16 protein-coding genes are annotated in these 16,814 nt (G+C 69.7%); 14 read left to right on the forward strand and 2 right to left on the reverse strand.

What is annotated here, in order from left to right; genetic code table 11:
• The first annotated feature begins 77 nt into the window (after positions 1 to 77).
• The 8 genes from AB6732_RS11770 to AB6732_RS11805 all read left to right on the forward strand — a co-directional run bounded on the left by AB6732_RS11770 (position 78) and on the right by AB6732_RS11805 (position 7,000).
• Positions 78 to 860, forward strand: coding sequence for a FadR/GntR family transcriptional regulator (locus tag AB6732_RS11770; RefSeq protein WP_370960147.1), 783 nt, complete (start codon positions 78 to 80; stop codon positions 858 to 860).
• The gene (locus tag AB6732_RS11775; RefSeq protein WP_370960148.1) at positions 847 to 1,566 is read left to right on the forward strand and encodes a cache domain-containing protein; all 720 of its coding nucleotides are present in this window, start codon (positions 847 to 849) and stop codon (positions 1,564 to 1,566) included. Before AB6732_RS11770 ends, AB6732_RS11775 begins: the two co-directional genes overlap by 14 nt.
• A 291-nt stretch (positions 1,567 to 1,857) precedes the next feature.
• Entirely contained in the window at positions 1,858 to 2,355 is a 498-nt protein-coding gene (gene uraD / locus AB6732_RS11780) for a 2-oxo-4-hydroxy-4-carboxy-5-ureidoimidazoline decarboxylase (protein ID WP_370960149.1), read from the forward strand.
• Complete coding sequence (uraH, locus tag AB6732_RS11785; protein ID WP_370960150.1) at positions 2,352 to 2,693, forward strand: hydroxyisourate hydrolase; 342 nt, start codon at positions 2,352 to 2,354, stop codon at positions 2,691 to 2,693. The genes uraD and uraH overlap by 4 nt, the downstream gene beginning before the upstream one ends.
• 167 nt (positions 2,694 to 2,860) lie before the next feature.
• A complete protein-coding gene (locus AB6732_RS11790) occupies positions 2,861 to 3,229 on the forward strand; it encodes a hypothetical protein (protein ID WP_370960151.1) in 369 nt (122 codons plus the stop codon).
• A 164-nt stretch (positions 3,230 to 3,393) separates the two neighbouring features.
• Positions 3,394 to 5,028 carry an amidophosphoribosyltransferase gene (gene purF / locus AB6732_RS11795; protein ID WP_370960152.1) on the forward strand — a complete coding sequence of 545 codons (1,635 nt, stop codon included), beginning with the start codon at positions 3,394 to 3,396 and terminating at the stop codon, positions 5,026 to 5,028.
• Positions 5,029 to 5,052: 24 nt separating this feature from the next.
• Positions 5,053 to 6,186: a phosphoribosylformylglycinamidine cyclo-ligase gene (gene purM, locus AB6732_RS11800; protein ID WP_307498128.1), complete on the forward strand. Its 1,134-nt coding sequence runs from the start codon at positions 5,053 to 5,055 to the stop codon at positions 6,184 to 6,186.
• Between the two features lie 196 nt (positions 6,187 to 6,382).
• Complete coding sequence (locus AB6732_RS11805) at positions 6,383 to 7,000, forward strand: hypothetical protein (protein WP_370960153.1); 618 nt, start codon at positions 6,383 to 6,385, stop codon at positions 6,998 to 7,000.
• A gap of 102 nt (positions 7,001 to 7,102) precedes the next feature.
• Here AB6732_RS11805 and AB6732_RS11810 read toward each other — a convergent pair whose 3' ends face one another.
• A complete protein-coding gene (locus tag AB6732_RS11810) occupies positions 7,103 to 8,428 on the reverse strand; it encodes an MFS transporter (protein ID WP_370960154.1) in 1,326 nt (441 codons plus the stop codon).
• A 234-nt stretch (positions 8,429 to 8,662) separates the two neighbouring features.
• Here AB6732_RS11810 and AB6732_RS11815 point away from each other — a divergent pair, with 234 nt between their 5' ends.
• The 4 genes from AB6732_RS11815 to AB6732_RS11830 all read left to right on the forward strand — a co-directional run bounded on the left by AB6732_RS11815 (position 8,663) and on the right by AB6732_RS11830 (position 13,183).
• The gene (locus tag AB6732_RS11815; RefSeq protein WP_208186956.1) at positions 8,663 to 9,433 is read left to right on the forward strand and encodes an IclR family transcriptional regulator; all 771 of its coding nucleotides are present in this window, start codon (positions 8,663 to 8,665) and stop codon (positions 9,431 to 9,433) included.
• A 160-nt stretch (positions 9,434 to 9,593) separates the two neighbouring features.
• Complete coding sequence (locus AB6732_RS11820; protein ID WP_370960155.1) at positions 9,594 to 10,517, forward strand: shikimate dehydrogenase; 924 nt, start codon at positions 9,594 to 9,596, stop codon at positions 10,515 to 10,517.
• Positions 10,517 to 12,403, forward strand: coding sequence for a bifunctional sugar phosphate isomerase/epimerase/4-hydroxyphenylpyruvate dioxygenase family protein (locus AB6732_RS11825; protein WP_370960156.1), 1,887 nt, complete (start codon positions 10,517 to 10,519; stop codon positions 12,401 to 12,403). The genes AB6732_RS11820 and AB6732_RS11825 overlap by 1 nt, the downstream gene beginning before the upstream one ends.
• A gap of 30 nt (positions 12,404 to 12,433) precedes the next feature.
• Positions 12,434 to 13,183 carry an IclR family transcriptional regulator gene (locus tag AB6732_RS11830; protein ID WP_370960157.1) on the forward strand — a complete coding sequence of 250 codons (750 nt, stop codon included), beginning with the start codon at positions 12,434 to 12,436 and terminating at the stop codon, positions 13,181 to 13,183.
• Here AB6732_RS11830 and AB6732_RS11835 read toward each other — a convergent pair.
• A complete protein-coding gene (locus AB6732_RS11835) occupies positions 13,180 to 14,346 on the reverse strand; it encodes an MFS transporter (protein WP_370960580.1) in 1,167 nt (388 codons plus the stop codon). The genes AB6732_RS11830 and AB6732_RS11835 overlap by 4 nt on opposite strands.
• A 270-nt stretch (positions 14,347 to 14,616) precedes the next feature.
• Between AB6732_RS11835 and AB6732_RS11840 the strand changes: the two genes are divergently transcribed.
• Positions 14,617 to 15,807 (forward strand): 4-hydroxybenzoate 3-monooxygenase, encoded by a 1,191-nt coding sequence (locus AB6732_RS11840; RefSeq protein WP_370960158.1) that lies wholly within the window; start codon positions 14,617 to 14,619, stop codon positions 15,805 to 15,807.
• Between the two features lie 174 nt (positions 15,808 to 15,981).
• Positions 15,982 to 16,809, forward strand: a complete 828-nt coding sequence (gene pcaH, locus AB6732_RS11845; RefSeq protein ID WP_370960159.1) for a protocatechuate 3,4-dioxygenase subunit beta — start codon at positions 15,982 to 15,984, stop codon at positions 16,807 to 16,809.
• The last annotated feature ends 5 nt before the right edge of the window (positions 16,810 to 16,814 follow it).

Here is a 16,814-nt window from a genome sequence, read left to right on the forward strand (position 1 = left end):
TGGCGTGTAAGCCGGGATCCCGGCCCGCTCCAGCCGCACCGACGCCGCGGGGAGCCACGCCAGGAGGGGGTTCACGCATGTCGCTCTCACCCCTCGGCGCGTCCCGCAGCCTCGCCGCGCTGTTCACCCCCATCAAGTCCGGGGGCCTGGTGGACGAGGTCTGCTCCCGGATCGAACTGGCCATCGAGACCGGCCTGCTCACGGCCGGGCAGCGCCTGCCCAATGAGGTGGAACTCGCCTCCGCCCTGGGCGTTTCAGCCGTCACCACTCGCGAGGCCCTCTCTCAGCTCCGCGGCCAGGGGCTCATCCGCACGGTGCGCGGGCGCAGCGGCGGCAGCTTCATCGCCGACGACGCCCTGCCGTCCCCGCAGAAGGCCCGCCAGCGCCTCGCTTCCCTCACCCGGCTCCAGATCAGCGACCTCAGCCTGCACTACCAGGCGATCGCGTCCGCCTGCGCCGGCCTGGCCGCCCGGCGTGCCACCGCGGACGATGTCGACACGCTCGAAGAACTCGCCTTCCTGCCCGGCAAGGACACCGAGGATCCCCTGGCCTGGCGCATGGCGCACTCCGAATTCGTCCTGGAGATCGCCGCCGCCGCGCGATCCGCACGCCTGGCCCGCGAACTGCTCCGCATCCAGGCGGAGCTCGGCACCTTGACGCTGCTGCCCTTCGGGGAACAAGCTTTTCGCGTGGAGGCCACCCGGCTCCATCAAGCCCTCGCCACCGCCATCGGACAGCACGATCCCCCCACCGCAGAGTCCCTGGTGCGCGAACTCATCCAGAACATCAGTTCATGGCTGCTCAGCGAACTCGCCACGGAGCAGCTCAGCCGCAAGGAGGCGGCTCATGACACACACTGACCCCATCACCCTTCCCCAGCCCGCCGAAGACGCCCCCGAGTCCATCCGGCACCTGAACACCCTGCTCGACACCCTCGACAGTCACCTGGTGACCTGGGCGGAGCAGACCACCGCCTGGCTCGCGGCGACGCCCCGGATCACGAGCACCGCCGTGGACAAGGTCATCCGCCCCGCTGTCGAAGCACTGCTCCACCAGCCGGGCTCCCCGTTCGCGGGGGCCGGTTTCGTCGCCAACCTCGGCCTCCTGGCGCCCGACCGCAGCTATATCGCCTGGTGGCAGGGCGACGACATGGAGCGCGTCGACGCCCTGGCGAACTTCAGTCCCCAGCCCGTCAGCCGGTACATGCGGGCCGAGTGGTTCCGCGTCCCCGTCTCGACCGGCCTGCCGCACGTCACCGGCCCGTACATCGACCTCCTCTGCACGGACGAATACGTCTGCACCTTCACCCACCCGGTGTTCCGTGACGGTCTCGTGGCGGGCATCGTCGGGATGGACGTGACGGCGCAGAACCTCGAGGTGATGGCCCTCGCGTCCCTCCGAACGCTGGGTCCGGAGGCCGCCCTGGTGAGCGACGCCGGCCGCGCAATCGTGGCCGTGAGCCCCTCGGTGGACCCGGGCGACGCCGTGCACGTGGCTCCGGGCGCGGCCTCCTACCGCCTGGGTCGCCACTTCACGGCCCACACCGCGGTCACGCCCGTCGGCTGAGCGTCGCGGGCGAGGCGCCGCCGGCGGGCAGTACGGGCGGACGGTACGGGCGGACAACGCCGGGCCCGGGAGCCCGGCGTCCGGCGCCCGCCGTCCATCGCCTTCGTGACACGTCCGCACGCCTGTGACGCTTGACACCCACCCCTCTCGCGCCGTTCAATAATTACGCATATTGAAAATCAACTTTCGCAATGCGAAATTGTGAGGAGCTTCCGTCGGGACGGTCTCACGCGGCGTCACAACCGCGCCCATCCCCGACCGGGACGCCTCCACGCAGAGGACAGAGGACACATGACGCTCGACGAATTCAACGCCCTGTCGCGGGAGGACGCCATCGCCGTCGTCCGCCCGTGCCTGGACATCCAGCGCTGGATCGAGGCCGTGGTGGACGCGCGCCCCTACGCCTCGGCCGGGGAGCTGAGTGAGACGGCCGGGTCCGTCGCGGACCCGTTCACGGCGGAGGAACTCGAAGCCGCGCTCGCGCACCACCCGCGGATCGGGGAGCGGGCCAAGGGGGACAGCAAGGAGGCCTCGCTGTCCCGCAATGAACAGTCCGCCGTCGACCCCAGCGACCGCGAGGTCCAGGAGGCCCTGGCCACCGGCAACGCCGCTTACGACCAGAAGTTCGGCCGGGTCTTCCTGATCCGCGCCGCAGGCCGCAGCGCTCAGGAGATCCTGGCTGCGCTGAACGAACGCCTGGGCAACACCCCGGAAGTAGAAGACATCATCGTGGCCGAGCAACTGCGCCAGATCGCCGTGCTCCGCCTGGAAGGAGCCGTGCAGGCATGAGCGTTTCCCAGATCACCACCCACATCCTGGACACCGGTTCAGGCCGGCCCGCGGCCGACGTCCCCGTGATCCTCTTCGCGGGCGCCGACGGCGCCTGGACCGAGGTCGCCCGTGGCGCCACCGACGCCGACGGCCGGATCAAGAACCTCGGCCCCGAGTCCGTCCCCGGCGGCACCTACAAGCTCAACTTCGCCACCGGCGCCTACTACGAGGGCCAGGGCCAGTCCACGTTCTTCCCGGAGGTCGAACTGACGTTCGCCGTGGCGGACACGGGCGAGCACTACCACGTTCCGCTCCTCCTGAGCCCCTTCGCGTTCTCCACGTACCGGGGCTCCTGACTCTCTCACTTCCCTTCCCCCGAACCGCCAGTAGGCGCCCGTATCGCCACCGCATACGGGCGCCTACTGGCGGTTCGCGCATGAGTGGGGAGGACTGCGAAGGATCCTGCGGGCCTGCACGGGAAGCTCGCAGGGAACATCCAGTGATCCGGGATACCCTTGAAGGCATGCAGCAGGACCCCGCCTCCTCAGGCGACACGACGTTCGAACAGCGCCAGATCACCGTGCGTACCGCCCCGAAGTACGTGCCGTTCCTGGTGCTCGGCGGTCTGATCGGCCTGGCCGTCGCCGCGATCTCCGCTTTCGGGTTCCCCAACCCCCAGTCGGCTTCCAACCCGGCCCGGTCCTATGACCCCAGCACGGTCTTCGGGTTCCTTGCCGTCCTGTTCGCCGGCCTCGGCGTCGTCCTCGGGGCCATCGTGGCGCTGATCCTGGACCGCGTGGGCCGCAAGCGCAGCCGCATCGCCACCGTTCAGGCCCTCACCCCGGAAGAGGACCGCGCGGCCGAGCAGGCCGAACGGGACGCCGACGCCTGACGGCGTCCACCCACCTCCCCCGCGGCCTCCGCACCGCTGCTGAACAGGCTCTTCACCGCTTTCCGCGACCCTCGCGCCGGCGCCCGGCGCGCGACGGCGGAGGGCCGCCGTCGCGGTTCCCGTCACAGGGCGGCGCGTCCCTCCGGACATGCGATAATTGAGCAGTGGCACGCGGCGACGGAAAACTCACACACGATCTTCTTCCCGGCGAAAAAGGCCCCCAGGACGCCTGTGGCGTCTTCGGCGTCTGGGCACCGGGCGAAGAAGTGGCAAAACTGACCTACTACGGCCTTTACGCTCTGCAACACCGCGGACAGGAATCCGCCGGCATTGCGACGAGCGATGGGCAACGCATCAACGTCTACAAGGACATGGGACTCGTGTCCCAGGTGTTCGACGAGACCACCCTGAACACCCTCACGGGTCACCTCGCGGTGGGGCACTGCCGGTACTCCACCACGGGTGCGAGTCACTGGGCCAACGCCCAGCCGACCCTGGGAGCCACCGCCAACGGCACCGTGGCCCTGGCGCACAACGGCAACCTGACCAACACCGCCGAACTCCGCCAGATGATCATGGACCGCACCGGCGGCCAGCTCAGCGGCGAGATGAAGCAGGGCAACACCTCGGACACCGCCCTGGTCACGGCCCTGCTGGAGGGCGACAACGGCAAGACCCTGGAGCAGACGGCGCTCGAGCTGCTGCCCAAGATCAAGGGCGGCTTCTGTTTCGTCTTCATGGATGAAGGCACCCTTTACGCCGCCCGCGACACCTACGGCATCCGCCCGCTGGTGCTCGGCCGCCTGGAGCGCGGCTGGGTGGTGGCCTCCGAGCAGTCCGCTCTCGCCACCGTCGGCGCGAGCTTCATCCGCGAGATCGAGCCGGGCGAGTTCCTGGCCATCGACGAGAACGGCGTCCGCACCCAGCGCTTCGCCGAGGCGACCCCGGCCGGTTGCGTCTTCGAATACGTCTACCTGGCCCGTCCGGACGCCTCGATCGCCGGCCGCTCCGTCTACGAATCCCGCGTGGAGATGGGCCGTCAGCTGGCCCGCGAGAACACCCACGAGGCGGACATCGTCATTCCCGTGCCGGAATCCGGCACCCCCGCCGCCGTCGGCTACGCCGAAGAGTCCGGCATCCCGTTCGCGCACGGCTTCGTGAAGAACTCCTACGTGGGACGCACCTTCATCCAGCCCTCGCAGACGCTGCGCCAGCTGGGCATCCGCCTCAAGCTCAACGCCCTCGAGTCAGTGATCCGCGGCAAGCGCGTGGTGGTGGTGGACGACTCGATCGTGCGCGGCAACACCCAGCGCGCCATCGTGCGCATGCTGCGGGAGGCCGGGGCCAAGGAGGTCCACGTCAAGATCTCCTCGCCGCCCGTGCAGTGGCCGTGCTTCTACGGCATCGACTTCGCGTCCCGCGCGGAACTGATCGCCTCCGGCGCCTCCATCGAGGAGATCTCCAAGGCGATCGGCGCGGACTCCCTCGCGTACATCTCCGAGGACGGCATGATCGCCGCGACCCACCAGCCGCGCGAACGCCTCTGCACCGCGTGCTTCACGGGCAAGTACCCGATCGCCCTTCCGGATCCGGAGCTGCTCGGCAAGAACCTGCTGGAGCGCGAGGACGAGGCCCCGGCCGACACCCAGGCGGTCCCCGCCCCCACGGCCGGGCCGTCCGAGGAGCCGCAGGTCGCTCCCACGGGTGAGGTCGTCGCGGGCGCCACCGGATGCGATCCGGGCCCCGACTCCGAGTTCGAGAACTTCCTGACCGACGCAGACAAGCGCCCCGCTTCCTAAGCCGCGCCCACCAGAAAGGCAGCCATGAGCTCCTCCCCCGCCGAGAACGGCATCACCTACGCCTCCGCCGGCGTCGATGTGGAAGCCGGCGACCGCGCCGTCGAACTGATGAAGGACGCCGTCAAGGCGACCCACAACTCCTCCGTGCTGGGCGGCGTGGGCGGCTTCGCCGGCCTCTTCGACGTCTCCCGCCTCCTGACGTACCGCAAGCCGCTGCTCGCGACGTCCACGGACGGCGTCGGCACCAAAGTCGCGATCGCCCAGGCCATGGACATCCACGACACCATCGGCTTCGACCTGGTGGGCATGGTGGTGGACGACATCGTCGTGGTGGGCGCCGAGCCGCTCTACATGACCGACTACATCGCCTGCGGCAAGGTGGTCCCGGAGCGCATCGCGGACATCGTCCGCGGCATCGCCGCGGCCTGCTCCGTGGCGGGCACCGCGCTGGTGGGCGGCGAGACGGCTGAGCACCCCGGTCTGCTGGGTGAGCACGAGTACGACGTCGCGGGCGCGGCCACCGGCGTGGTCGAAGCCGACGCGCTGCTCGGCCCGGAGCGGGTCAAGGCGGGCGACGTCGTGATCGGCATGGCCTCCTCCGGCCTGCACTCCAACGGCTACTCCCTGGTCCGCCGCGTCATCAACCACGCCGGCTGGGAACTGGACCGTCAGGTGTCCGAGCTCGGCCGCACCCTCGGCGAGGAGCTCCTGGAGCCCACCCGCGTGTACGCCGCCGACTGCCTCGACCTGACCCGTGCCTTCCCGGTGAACTCCGGCAAGGGCATCAACGGATTCAGCCACGTCACGGGTGGTGGCCTGGCCGCCAACCTGGCCCGCGTGCTGCCGCAGGGCCTGCTGGCCACGGTCGACCGCAACACCTGGGAACTGCCCGCGATCTTCAAGCTGGTCTCCGAGCTGGGCAACGTGCCGCTCGCCGATCTGGAGCGCACCCTGAACCTGGGTGTGGGCATGGTGGCGATCGCTTCCCCGGAAGCCGCGGATGCCGCCGTCGCGCGTCTGAACGAGCGTGGCCTGCCGTCCTGGGTCATGGGCACGGTCGCCGAGGACACCGGCGCCTTCACCGGCACGGTCGACTACGTCCAGGGCGCCAAGGGCGTCGACGGCGGCGCGGTCCGCCTGGTGGGCCAGTACGCCTGACCCTCCCCCCTCCCTCCCCCTCATCGACTGCTCCATAGGATGTCGTTTTCCCCCGGAAATCGGGGATTTCGACATCGTGTGGAGCAGTCGATCTTTGAGGGGTGAGGTCCGCTCCCCGTTCGGTGTCGCACGGTGTGACACGGGCCGTGCCAGAATGTGTCCGCGCCACGCATCACATCGACCTCTGGGGGAATCCTTGACCGAGAACACCGCCGCCTCCGGCCAGCCGCAGCCCGAGGGTGATCCCCGGCAGAACGACCCCTGGGAGCAGCCCCAGTACGGCGTCCGCTCGTCCGCGGACGTTCCGCCCTGGCACCCGGAGGCCAATGCGCAGCAGCGTGCGGCCGCCGTCCCGCCGCAGCCGGCGCCCGGCGAGGACGTCGTGCGGGGAACCCTGTTCGCACTGGTGGTTCTTCCGCTCGGAATCATCGTCTGGATGCTGCTGTGGGAGGTGCATGTGATCGCGTCGATCGTCACCTTCGGCGTGGCCGCCGGTGCCGCGCGCCTCTATGTCGTCGGCACCAGGGGCCGCCTGAGCCGCACCGGGGTCTGGGTGATCGTGGGCATCACCGTCGCCACCGCGATCCTCGCGTTCGTCGGCGGAGTCTGGCTCGACGCCGTCGACTTCCTGGGCGGTTCCCCTCTCGCCAGGATCTTCGACCCGGAGCCGTGGCGCCTCATGGCGGACAACCTCGCGTCGAACCCCGACTTCGTCAAGGGCTATTCGGGCGATCTGCTCATGTCCCTGGCGTTCGGCGCGCTGGGCTGCTTCTTCACCCTCCGTCGTCTCTTCGCGGCCACCAGGAATCACTGAGCCCTCCTACCAACGATCGACTGCTCCATTGGATGTCAAAATCCCCCATTTCCGGGGAAAAACGGCATCCTATGGAGCAGTCGATCGTTAAGGAGGGGGGTGTTACTTCAGGCCGAGCTGTGCGGTGGGGACCTTGGCCGTCTCGCGGGCGGTCAGTGCGGACACCGCGGCGATCACGCAGATGACCGCGGCGAAGATCGACGTCTGGACCCAGCCGCCGGGGCCGGTGCCGCCGATCGCCGAGACGATCGTGGGGGCGAAGCCGGCCATGAGGAAGCCGAGCTGGGTTCCCACGGCCAGGCCGGAGAAACGGACCTGGGTGCTGAACATCTCGCCGTAGAAGGACGGCCAGACCGCGTTCGCCGCCGCATAGCCGCACGAGAAGTACACGATGGCCGCCGCGAACATCAGCGGGACGGAGCCGGACTGCAGACTCAGGAAGAACAGCGGCGTCATGACCGCGCTGGACAGGGCGCCGTAGACGAACAGCGGCTTGCGGCCGAAGCGGTCAGCCAGCGTGCCGAAGAACGGCTGGGTGCCGAGCGCCACCACGTTCGCCACGACCACGAGCCACAGCGTCACGGTGCTGTCCACATGGGCGACCTGCTTGCCGTAGCTGATGGCGAGCGTTCCGAAGACGGTGCTGATCGCGGCGATGAAGGCGCAGCAGACGACGCGGACCACGTCACGCCAGTGATACTTCATCAGCTCGACGAAGGGCAGCCGCGCCTTCTTGGCCTCGGCGAAGGTGGTGGGCTCGTGCAGGCTGCGGCGGATGAAGAACGCGACCACGACGACGGCGGCGCTCAGCCAGAACGGGATGCGCCAGCCGATGCCGTACTTGAGGTCGTCCGGCAGGGCGACGATGGGGATGAAGGCCAGGGCGGCGAGGATCTGCCCGCCCTGCGTCCCGGTGAGGGTCCACGAGGTGAAGAACGCGCGACGGTCGTCGGGGGCATGTTCCAGCGTCATCGAGGAGGCGCCGGCCTGTTCACCGGCCGCGGAGAGCCCCTGGCAGAGGCGCGCGAGGACCAGGAGAGCAGGCGCCCACCAGCCCACCGTCTTGAAGTCCGGGAGGCAGCCGATGACGAAGGTCGAGGCGCCCATCAGGACCAGGGTGAACATGAGCACCCTCTGTCGTCCGAGACGGTCGCCGAAGTGACCGAGGAAGACCGCGCCCACGGGCCGGGCGATGTAGGCGAAGCCGAAGGTCGCGAAGGACATGATGGTGGCGTTCGCGTCGGCGCTCGGGAAGAACACCTTGGGGAAGATCAGCGCCGCGGCGGAGCCGAAGATGAAGAAGTCGTAGTACTCCACCGCGCTGCCGAGGAAGCTGGCCAGTGCGGCCTTCCGGGGAGTGCCGGAGTGGCCCGCGGCCGCTCCGGAGGGGACGGCGCCCGGCGCTGCGGGCGGAAGGGTCTGATTCATGGGATTCCTTCGGTGTGACGGCGATGTCGCATCAGGGTGGAGTCGCTGGGGTGAATGCGGGCGGCCGGCCCGGATCACGGTTTCGGCTGGCGAGAGAATTCCCGCTCGGCAACAGCTTCCGGATCATGAGAGCTGTTGGTGCGATATAGAAGATTCTGGCTGTGAGCGCCGTCACTGTCAAGAATTTTTCTCACGATCTAGATATAGCTCTCACAATGTGGCAATCTTCTCTTCATGAGCGAGAAGGAAACCGGCAAGACGGACATGATCGGCAAGGCGCTGAGCCTGCTGGTGCTGCTGGGCGACGAGCCCCGTGGCGCGAGCGCCGCGGAGCTGGCACGCCGATCCGATCTGCCGTTCAGCACCGCCTACCGGCTGCTCGGATCCCTGACGCGGGACGGTTTCGTGGATTACGAACCCGAGGGGCGGCGGTACCACCTAGGGCTCCGGGTCTTCCAGTTGGGGCAGCGCGTCTCCAACCACCACGGCTTCGCCGGGACAGCGCGGCCGGTCCTGCAGCGGGTCACCGAAGGCACGGGCGAGGCGACGATCCTCTCCGTCCGCGATCAGCACCGCTACCTGACCGTGAACAAGGTGGACGGCCCCCAGATGTTCCGCGTCACGAGCGACCCCGGACACCTCGGCCAGCTGCACACGACGGCGGTGGGCAAGGTCCTCGTGGCGTTCGCGCCGGAGGAGGAGCGGGAGGCGCTCCTGGCCGAGCTGGAGCTGACGCCCCTCACCGAGCACTCGATCACGGACCGCGAGGCGTTCCGCGCCGAGATCGCCCGCGTCCGGCACCAGGGCTTCGCCCTCATGGACGAGGAGAACGAGATCGGCATGCGGGCCATCGCAGTGCCGGTGCTCGCGGGCCACGGCGGTGTTCTCGCGGCCCTCGCCACCGCGGCGCCGGTATTCCGGATGAGCGTGGAGCAACTGCAGGGCGCCGTCCCCCTCCTGCGGGACGCGGCCGGCGAGCTGGCCGCGCGCCTGCCGTCGCGATGAGCGCAGTGGCGAACCTCGCGACGAGGTGGGCACTCGATCACAGCGCCCGCTCGCGACATTCGTTCGTCATACGAACACTTGTACCTGATGTGAACATCGTGTGTACCCTGGGTCATACCGTCCGGCACTGAACCCTCAGGCCGACAAAGGAGCGAAGAGCATGAGCACTCGAGCAGGATCATTCCTGGTGGGCCTGGTGGGCGAGGGCGTCCTGCCGTCCCTCACCCCGCCGATGCACGAGCGGGAGGGCGACCGGCAAGGTCTCCGGTACCTGTACCGTCCCCTCGACCTGCTCGAGACCGGCCTACCCGCCGCCTCGATCGGTGAGCTGCTCCGCTGGGCCTCCGACCTCGGCTTCAACGGCCTGAACATCACGCACCCCTGCAAGCAGCTCGTGATGGCGCACCTCGACGAGGTGTCCGAGGATGCCCGCCGCCTCGCCGCGGTGAACACCGTCGTGATCGAGGACGGACGCTTCATCGGCCACAACACCGATTTCTCCGGCTTCGCCCGAGCCCTCGCCGACGGTCTGCCGGGAGCCTCACTGGAGCGGGTGGTGCAGCTGGGTGCGGGAGGCGCCGGATCCGCCGTCGCCTATGCGCTCCTGACCGCCGGCGTCGGGGTGCTGGATCTGGTGGACACTGACCCTGCCCGGTGCGCCGAGCGGGCCGAGAGCCTGCGGGCGCTGTTCCCCGGCGCGGTCGTCACCGCGCACTCCCCGGAAGAGCTGCCGGCGCTCCTGCCGCTCGCCGCGGGCCTGGTGCACTGCACGCCCGTCGGGATGGCGGCGCACCCCGGCGTCCCGCTGGATCCGGCGCTGCTGGAGCCCCGGCACTGGGTGGCGGACATCGTCTACCGGCCGCTCGAGACCGAACTGGTGCGCCGGGCCCGGGCCATCGGCTGCCGCGTCCTGGACGGGGGCCGCATGGCGGTGGGACAGGCCGCCGACGCCTTCCGGCTGTTCACCGGCCTCGACGCCGACGCCGTCCGCATGCGCGAGCACTTCCTGGAGCTGATCGCGGCGGAGGACGCCTCAGCCGGCGCTGCCCCGGACAGCACCACCGCCGCGGAAGGAGGCCGCTGATGCGCACGGGAGTCGCCACCGTCTGCCTGTCCGGCACACTCCGCGAGAAGATGCAGGCCTGCGCCATCGCCGGCTTCGACGGGATCGAGATCTTCGAACCCGATCTGATCACCTCCCCGCTCAGCCCCGAGGACGTCCGCTCCCTGGCCGCCGACCTCGGCCTCGGCCTGGACCTGTACCAGCCGTTCCGCGACTTCGACAGCGTCCCCGAGGACCTCCTGCGGGAGAACCTCCGCCGCGCCGACGCGAAATTCCGCCTCATGTCCCGGCTCGGCATGGACACGATCCTCGTGTGCAGCAACGTCGCCACCGCGCAGATCGACGACGACGGCCTGCGCGCCGAGCAGCTCGCCCGCCTCGCGGAGCTGGCCGGTGAGCACGGGGTGAAGGTGGCCTACGAGGCGCTGGCCTGGGGCAAGTACGTCAACGACTACGAACACGCGCACCGGCTCGTCGAGATGGTGGACCACCCGAACCTCGGCACCTGCCTGGACTCGTTCCATATCCTCTCCCGGGACTGGGACACCGCGCCGATCGAGGCCTTCGACCCGGAGAAGATCTTCTTCGTCCAGGTGGCGGACGCCCCGCGCCTCTCCATGGACGTCCTGTCCTGGAGCCGCCACCACCGGGTGTTCCCGGGCGAGGGGCAGTTCGATCTGGCGAAGTTCATGGGCCACGTGATCCGGGCGGGCTACTCCGGTCCGGTCTCCCTCGAGGTCTTCAACGACGTCTTCCGGCAGGCCGATGTGGACCGCACCGCAGTGGACGCCATGCGGTCGCTCATCTGGCTGGAGGAGCAGAGCGCGCGCTGGCTCACCGAGCAGGACGGGGACTCGGAAGGGGCGCGCCGTCGTCGTCATCCGATGGAGCTGGCCACCCTGCCCAGGGTTCCGGAGCCCGCCGGCTTCGACTTCGCCGAGGTGAAGGCCGAGGACACCGCCGGTCTGGAGACGCTGCTCGGGCAGCTGGGCTTCAGTTTCGCGGGACGGCACCGCACCAAGGACGTCCAGCTCTGGACGCTGGGCCAGGCGCGCGTCATCATCAACGAGCAGGCGCCCTCCCAGGCCGAGCCCGCGATTGCCGCGCTCGGCTTCGACGTCGAGTCACCGCTGCTCGCCTCCGCCCGCGCCCAGCAGCTGAAGGCGCCCTCGGTCGCCCGCACGGTGCAGGCCGACGAGGAGGTCTTCCAGGGGGTCTCCGCCCCGGATTCCACGGAGATCTTCCTGTGCCAGAGCCGGCCCGGCGGAGTCGCCGTGTGGACGCACGAGTTCGGTGACGGGGAACGCCCCGGAGAAGCGAGCGGCGCCGCGAGGATCGACCACGTGAACCTGGCGCAGCCGTGGCAGCACTTCGACGAGGCCGTCCTCTTCTACACGAGCGCCCTGGCGCTGGAACCCGCGCCGTTCGCGGAGGTGCCGAGCCCCACCGGCCTGGTCCGTTCGCAGGTCATGCAGACCTCCGACCGTGCCGTGCGCCTGGTGCTCAACCTCGCCCCCGTGATCCAGCAGGGCCTCGGCCCGGGTGGGAATCCGGGCCGCAAGACCTACCAGGAGCACATCGCCTTCGCCGTGGACGACCTGGTGGCCACAGCCCGCGCGGCGAAGGACCGGGGGCTGGAATTCCTGCCCATCCCGGCCAATTACTACGAGGACCTGGACGCCCGGTTCCAGCTCGATCCGGAGTTCCTGGCCACCCTCCGGGACCTCGATCTCCTCTACGACCGCGACGGCGACGGCGAGTTCCTGCACTTCTACACCGCCACGGTGGGCAGCGTCTTCTTCGAGATGGTGGAGCGACGCGGCGGCTACGACGGTTACGGCGCCGCGAACGCCCCGGTCCGCCACGCCGTCCAGTACGACGCCCGTCAGGATCGGCCGTCCGCCTGAGCGGCACGGCCCGGCACGAGGAGGTGTCTCATGGCGAACTCCGCATCCGGTGACTCCGTGGTGGACCGCGTGGTGCGGCTGCTGGCCGCCTTCCCGGAGGGCACCCCACGACTCAGCCTCTCCGACCTCGCGGCCCGGGCGGGGCTTCCGCTGTCCTCCGCGCACCGCCTCGTCGGGCAGATGAGCGATCACGGGCTCCTCGACGTCGAGGAGGGCGGCGCGGTCAAGCCCGGGCTGCGCCTCTGGGAACTCGTCAGCAGGAACGCGCCCACCCTGGAGCTGCGCACCGTGGCCCTGCCGTTCATGGAGGACATCCAGCAGGTGCTCCGGCAGAACGTGAACCTCGCCGTGCTGGATGGGCAGGACGCCTTGTTCGTGGAGCGGCTCTCCCGGCCGGGCTCCGTGACGAACCGCGCGACGGTCGCGGGCCGGCTTCCCGTGTACATCTCCTCGGCGGGTCTGGCGCTCATGGCGTTCCAGCCCCGGGAGGTCCAGGCGGAGTACGTGGCGCGGCAGACCCTCGCGGGCGCCGTGCCGGAGGACGAACTCCGCCAGCGGCTCGCGGAGACCGCCCGCAACGGGTATGCCCAGCTCGTGGGGATCCTCGACCCCGAAACGTCGGGCATCGCCGCGCCCGTGCTCGACCCGCAGGGCCACGCGGTGGCCGCGCTCGGCGTCGTCGTCCCGGTGACGGAGGTGCGCCTCCGGGAGATCGTGGCGGCGCTCCAGGCCGCGGCGCAGGGCGTGCGGCGCGGCCTGGAGACGATCCGGCGGGCTTAGTCCACCGGGCGCGACGTCGGGACGAACAGCAGCGCGGCCAGCGCCGCCACCGCGGCGAGGGCGAACACGTAGAAGCCCCACGGATAAGCGATGCCTCCGGCGACGAGTGCTCCCGTGACGGCAGGGCCCAGGATCGCTCCCACGCGGCCCACGCCCGCGGAGAATCCGAGCGCGGTGCCCGTGAGTTCGCGGGGGAAGAGCTGGCTCACCCAGGCGTACACCAGGACCTGCGCGCTGAACACGAACACCCCGGTGACGAAGACGGCCAGGTCGAGCAGGATCTCGTTCTGGAGCTTCAGGCTGAGCAGGGCGAGCAGCACCGCGGCCAGGCCGAACCAGAGCAGGGTGATCCGCTTGGTGCCGTGCCGGTCGGCGAGCCAGCCGGCCAGCAGGAGCCCCGCCACGGCGCCGAGGTTCAGGATGAACAGCAGGGCGAGGGACGAGCTCATCGAGTACCCGGCACTCGCCATGAGGGTCGGAAGCCAGGTGTTCAGGCCGTACACGAGCAGCAGCCCCATGAAGGACGCGGCCGCGATGCCCGCTGCGATGAGCGGGTACGGCTTCCGCAGCAGGACCTTCAGGCCCGGCTTCGCGCCGACGTCTGCCACCGCCTGGCCGCCCTCGGAGGCGCCCACGGCGAGCCGGTCCACCGTGGTGTCCGGCAGGCGGAACCACAGGATCGGCGCGAGGACGAGGCCGGCGACGCCGCCGATCACGAACACCGCGCGCCAGTTGGGAATGAGGGCCAGCGCGAGCAGCGACGTCACGACGGCGCCGGCGTGATAGCCGGTCATAGTGCGGGTGGTGGCGCGGGCGGCCGAGGACGCGGGGGCGAAGTCGTTCATGTAGGCCAGAGCCGCGGGCAGGCAGGCTCCGAGGCCGACGCCGGCGAGCAGCCGGAAGGCGCTGAAGACCGCGACGTTCGGGGCCACGGTGACGGCCAGGGTGAAGACGGAGAACCACAGCACGCAGGCCACCAGAAGGCGCTTGCGGCCGAAGCGGTCGGAGAGCGGCGCGATGAAGAGCGCGCCGAGCCCCACTCCCACGAGCGAGAGGGTGGCGGCCAGGGTGGCTCCGGCGGGATCGAAGCCGAGGTCCTTGCTCTTGAGCAGGGTGGGGATCACGGCTCCGAGGACCACCAGGTCGAAACCGTCCAGCACCATGGCCAGCCAGCAGAGGGCGGCCGGCCCGGAGGACCGGGGGCGGGACTGGACGAGGGAAGCGGACGGCGGGGAGGGGGACGGCGTTGTCACGAAAGGACCTCCTGAAGGGAATGGGCGTGAGAGGTGTATCACTTTCCCAACCCGGTCCGGAACGCGGTTTTCCATTGAATGGAACAGGACTTGGCCCGGAAGGTGATCCGGAGCACACTCGTCAGAGTCGTTCCGGACCGATCCGATGAGGGGTCGGTCCCTGCCGAAAGAGAGGCGCCCATGAGCCAAACTGAGACCCTCCGCACCCAGGTGGCCATCGTGGGAGGCGGCCCCGCGGGGCTCATGCTGTCCCATCTGCTGGCCACCCGGGGCATCGATTCCGTGGTGCTGGAGGCCCGCAGCCGCCAGGCGATCCACGAGACGGTCCGTGCCGGCATCCTCGAACACGGCACGGTGAATCTGCTGGTGGACTCGGGGGTCTCCGACCGGGTGCTGCGCGAGGGCGACCGGCACGACGGCATCGAACTCCGCTTCGACGGCGAGAGCCACCGCATCGACTTCCAGGAACTCGTCGGGGAATCGGTCTGGCTGTACCCGCAGACCGAGGTGTTCGCCGACCTCGCCGCGCGACGGGAGGCCGACGGCGGCGACGTCCGGTACGGGGTGTCCGGCGTGACGGTGCACGACGCCGCCTCCGATCCCCGGGTCACGTTCACGGACGCCGAGGGCCGGGACGTCGAGCTGCGCGCCGATTTCGTGGTGGGCGCGGACGGGTCCCGCAGCCACTGCCGGGGGCTGATCCCGGAGGACCGCCGTCGCCGGTACTTCAAGGAGTACCCCTTCGCCTGGTTCGGCATCCTCGCCGAAGCGCCCCGCAGCGCGGACGAGCTGATCTACGCGAACTCGCCCCAGGGCTTCGCGCTCATCAGCCAGCGCACCGAGACCATGCAGCGGATGTACTTCCAGTGCGATCCCGGGGAGTCGGCCGCCGAGTGGGGTGACGAGCGCATCTGGGCCACGCTCCGCGAGCGCGTGAACGGCAACGGCTTCGAACTGGTGGAAGGTCCGGTGCTGGAGAAGGTGGTGCTCCCGTTCCGCAGTTTCGTCCAGGCGCCCCTGCGTCACGGGAAGCTCTTCCTGGCGGGCGACGCCGCTCACACCGTCCCACCGACCGGCGCCAAAGGCCTCAACCTCGCCCTCCATGACGTCAGGATGCTCTTCGAGGCGTTCGATTCCTACTACACCGGCGGCTCGGAGGACCTGCTCGACGGCTACAGCGAGCGCGCCCTCGGCCGGGTCTGGAAGGCTCAGCACTTCTCGTCCTGGATGACGTCGCTGCTGCACGCCGCCCCCGGCGAGAGCGATTTCGACCGGGCCCGCCGGCGGGGCGAGCTCGACTCGGTCGTGTCCTCAGCCCACGGCCGGGCGTACCTGGCCGAGTCGTACACGGGGTGGCCGGATCATGGGTGAGGGCCGCCGTCGTCGTGCACTCAACTTCGCCTTGTTCGCTAGGCGAACACTAGTGCGTTATTCGAACGTCCCGGGTATGCTGGATCACACAGCACCCGGTTCGACCCCGGTCCTCGCCGGTGAACCCCTCCCCGACCGCTCTCAGAGCCGACCACTTCCCGAAAGGAGCCGGCCATGACCTCAGGGCCCCGCACCGTGCACCCTGACCCCGACGCCGCAGCGGAGACGCAGGCCGATCTCAACGCCGAGATCGCAGCGACCGCCGCCTCCTACCGCGAGGAACTCCTCGGCGGCGCCGCCCCGGAGACCCAGCCGCGGCTCGACTTCGCGCCGTACCGCAGCTCGATCCTGCGCCACCCCACCAAGAGCCTGCACCACGCGGACCCGGAGACCATCGAGCTGTTCTCCCCCGCGTTCGGGCATCAGGACGTCCACGCGCTGGAATCGGACCTGACCATCCAGCACAACGGCGAACCCCTCGGCGAGCGGATCATCGTCTCCGGCAAGGTCCTCGACGGCGACGGCCGCCCCGTGGCCGGGCAGCTCGTGGAGATCTGGCAGGCCAACTCGGCCGGCCGCTACATCCACAAGCGGGACCAGCACCCCGCACCGCTCGATCCGAACTTCACGGGCGTCGGCCGCTGCATCACGGGCGAGGACGGCTCCTACCGTTTCGTCACCATCAAGCCCGGCGCGTATCCGTGGAAGAACCACCTCAACGCGTGGCGCCCGGCGCACATCCACTTCTCACTCTTCGGCTCTGAGTTCACGCAGCGCATCGTCACCCAGATGTACTTCCCGGGCGACCAGCTCTTCCCGCTGGACCCCATCTACCAGTCGATCGTGGACCAGGACGCGCGGGACCGCCTCGTGGCCCGCTACGATCACGACCTCACCCGCCCCGAATGGGCCCTCGGCTACACCTGGGACATCGTCCTGACGGGCGCCCACCGGACCTGGACCGAGAACGAAGCCTTCGGCGACGCCGGAGACGAGGAGTAGACTGC

Source organism: Arthrobacter sp. RCC_34 (assembly GCF_041360795.1).
Taxonomy (GTDB): domain Bacteria; phylum Actinomycetota; class Actinomycetes; order Actinomycetales; family Micrococcaceae; genus Arthrobacter_E.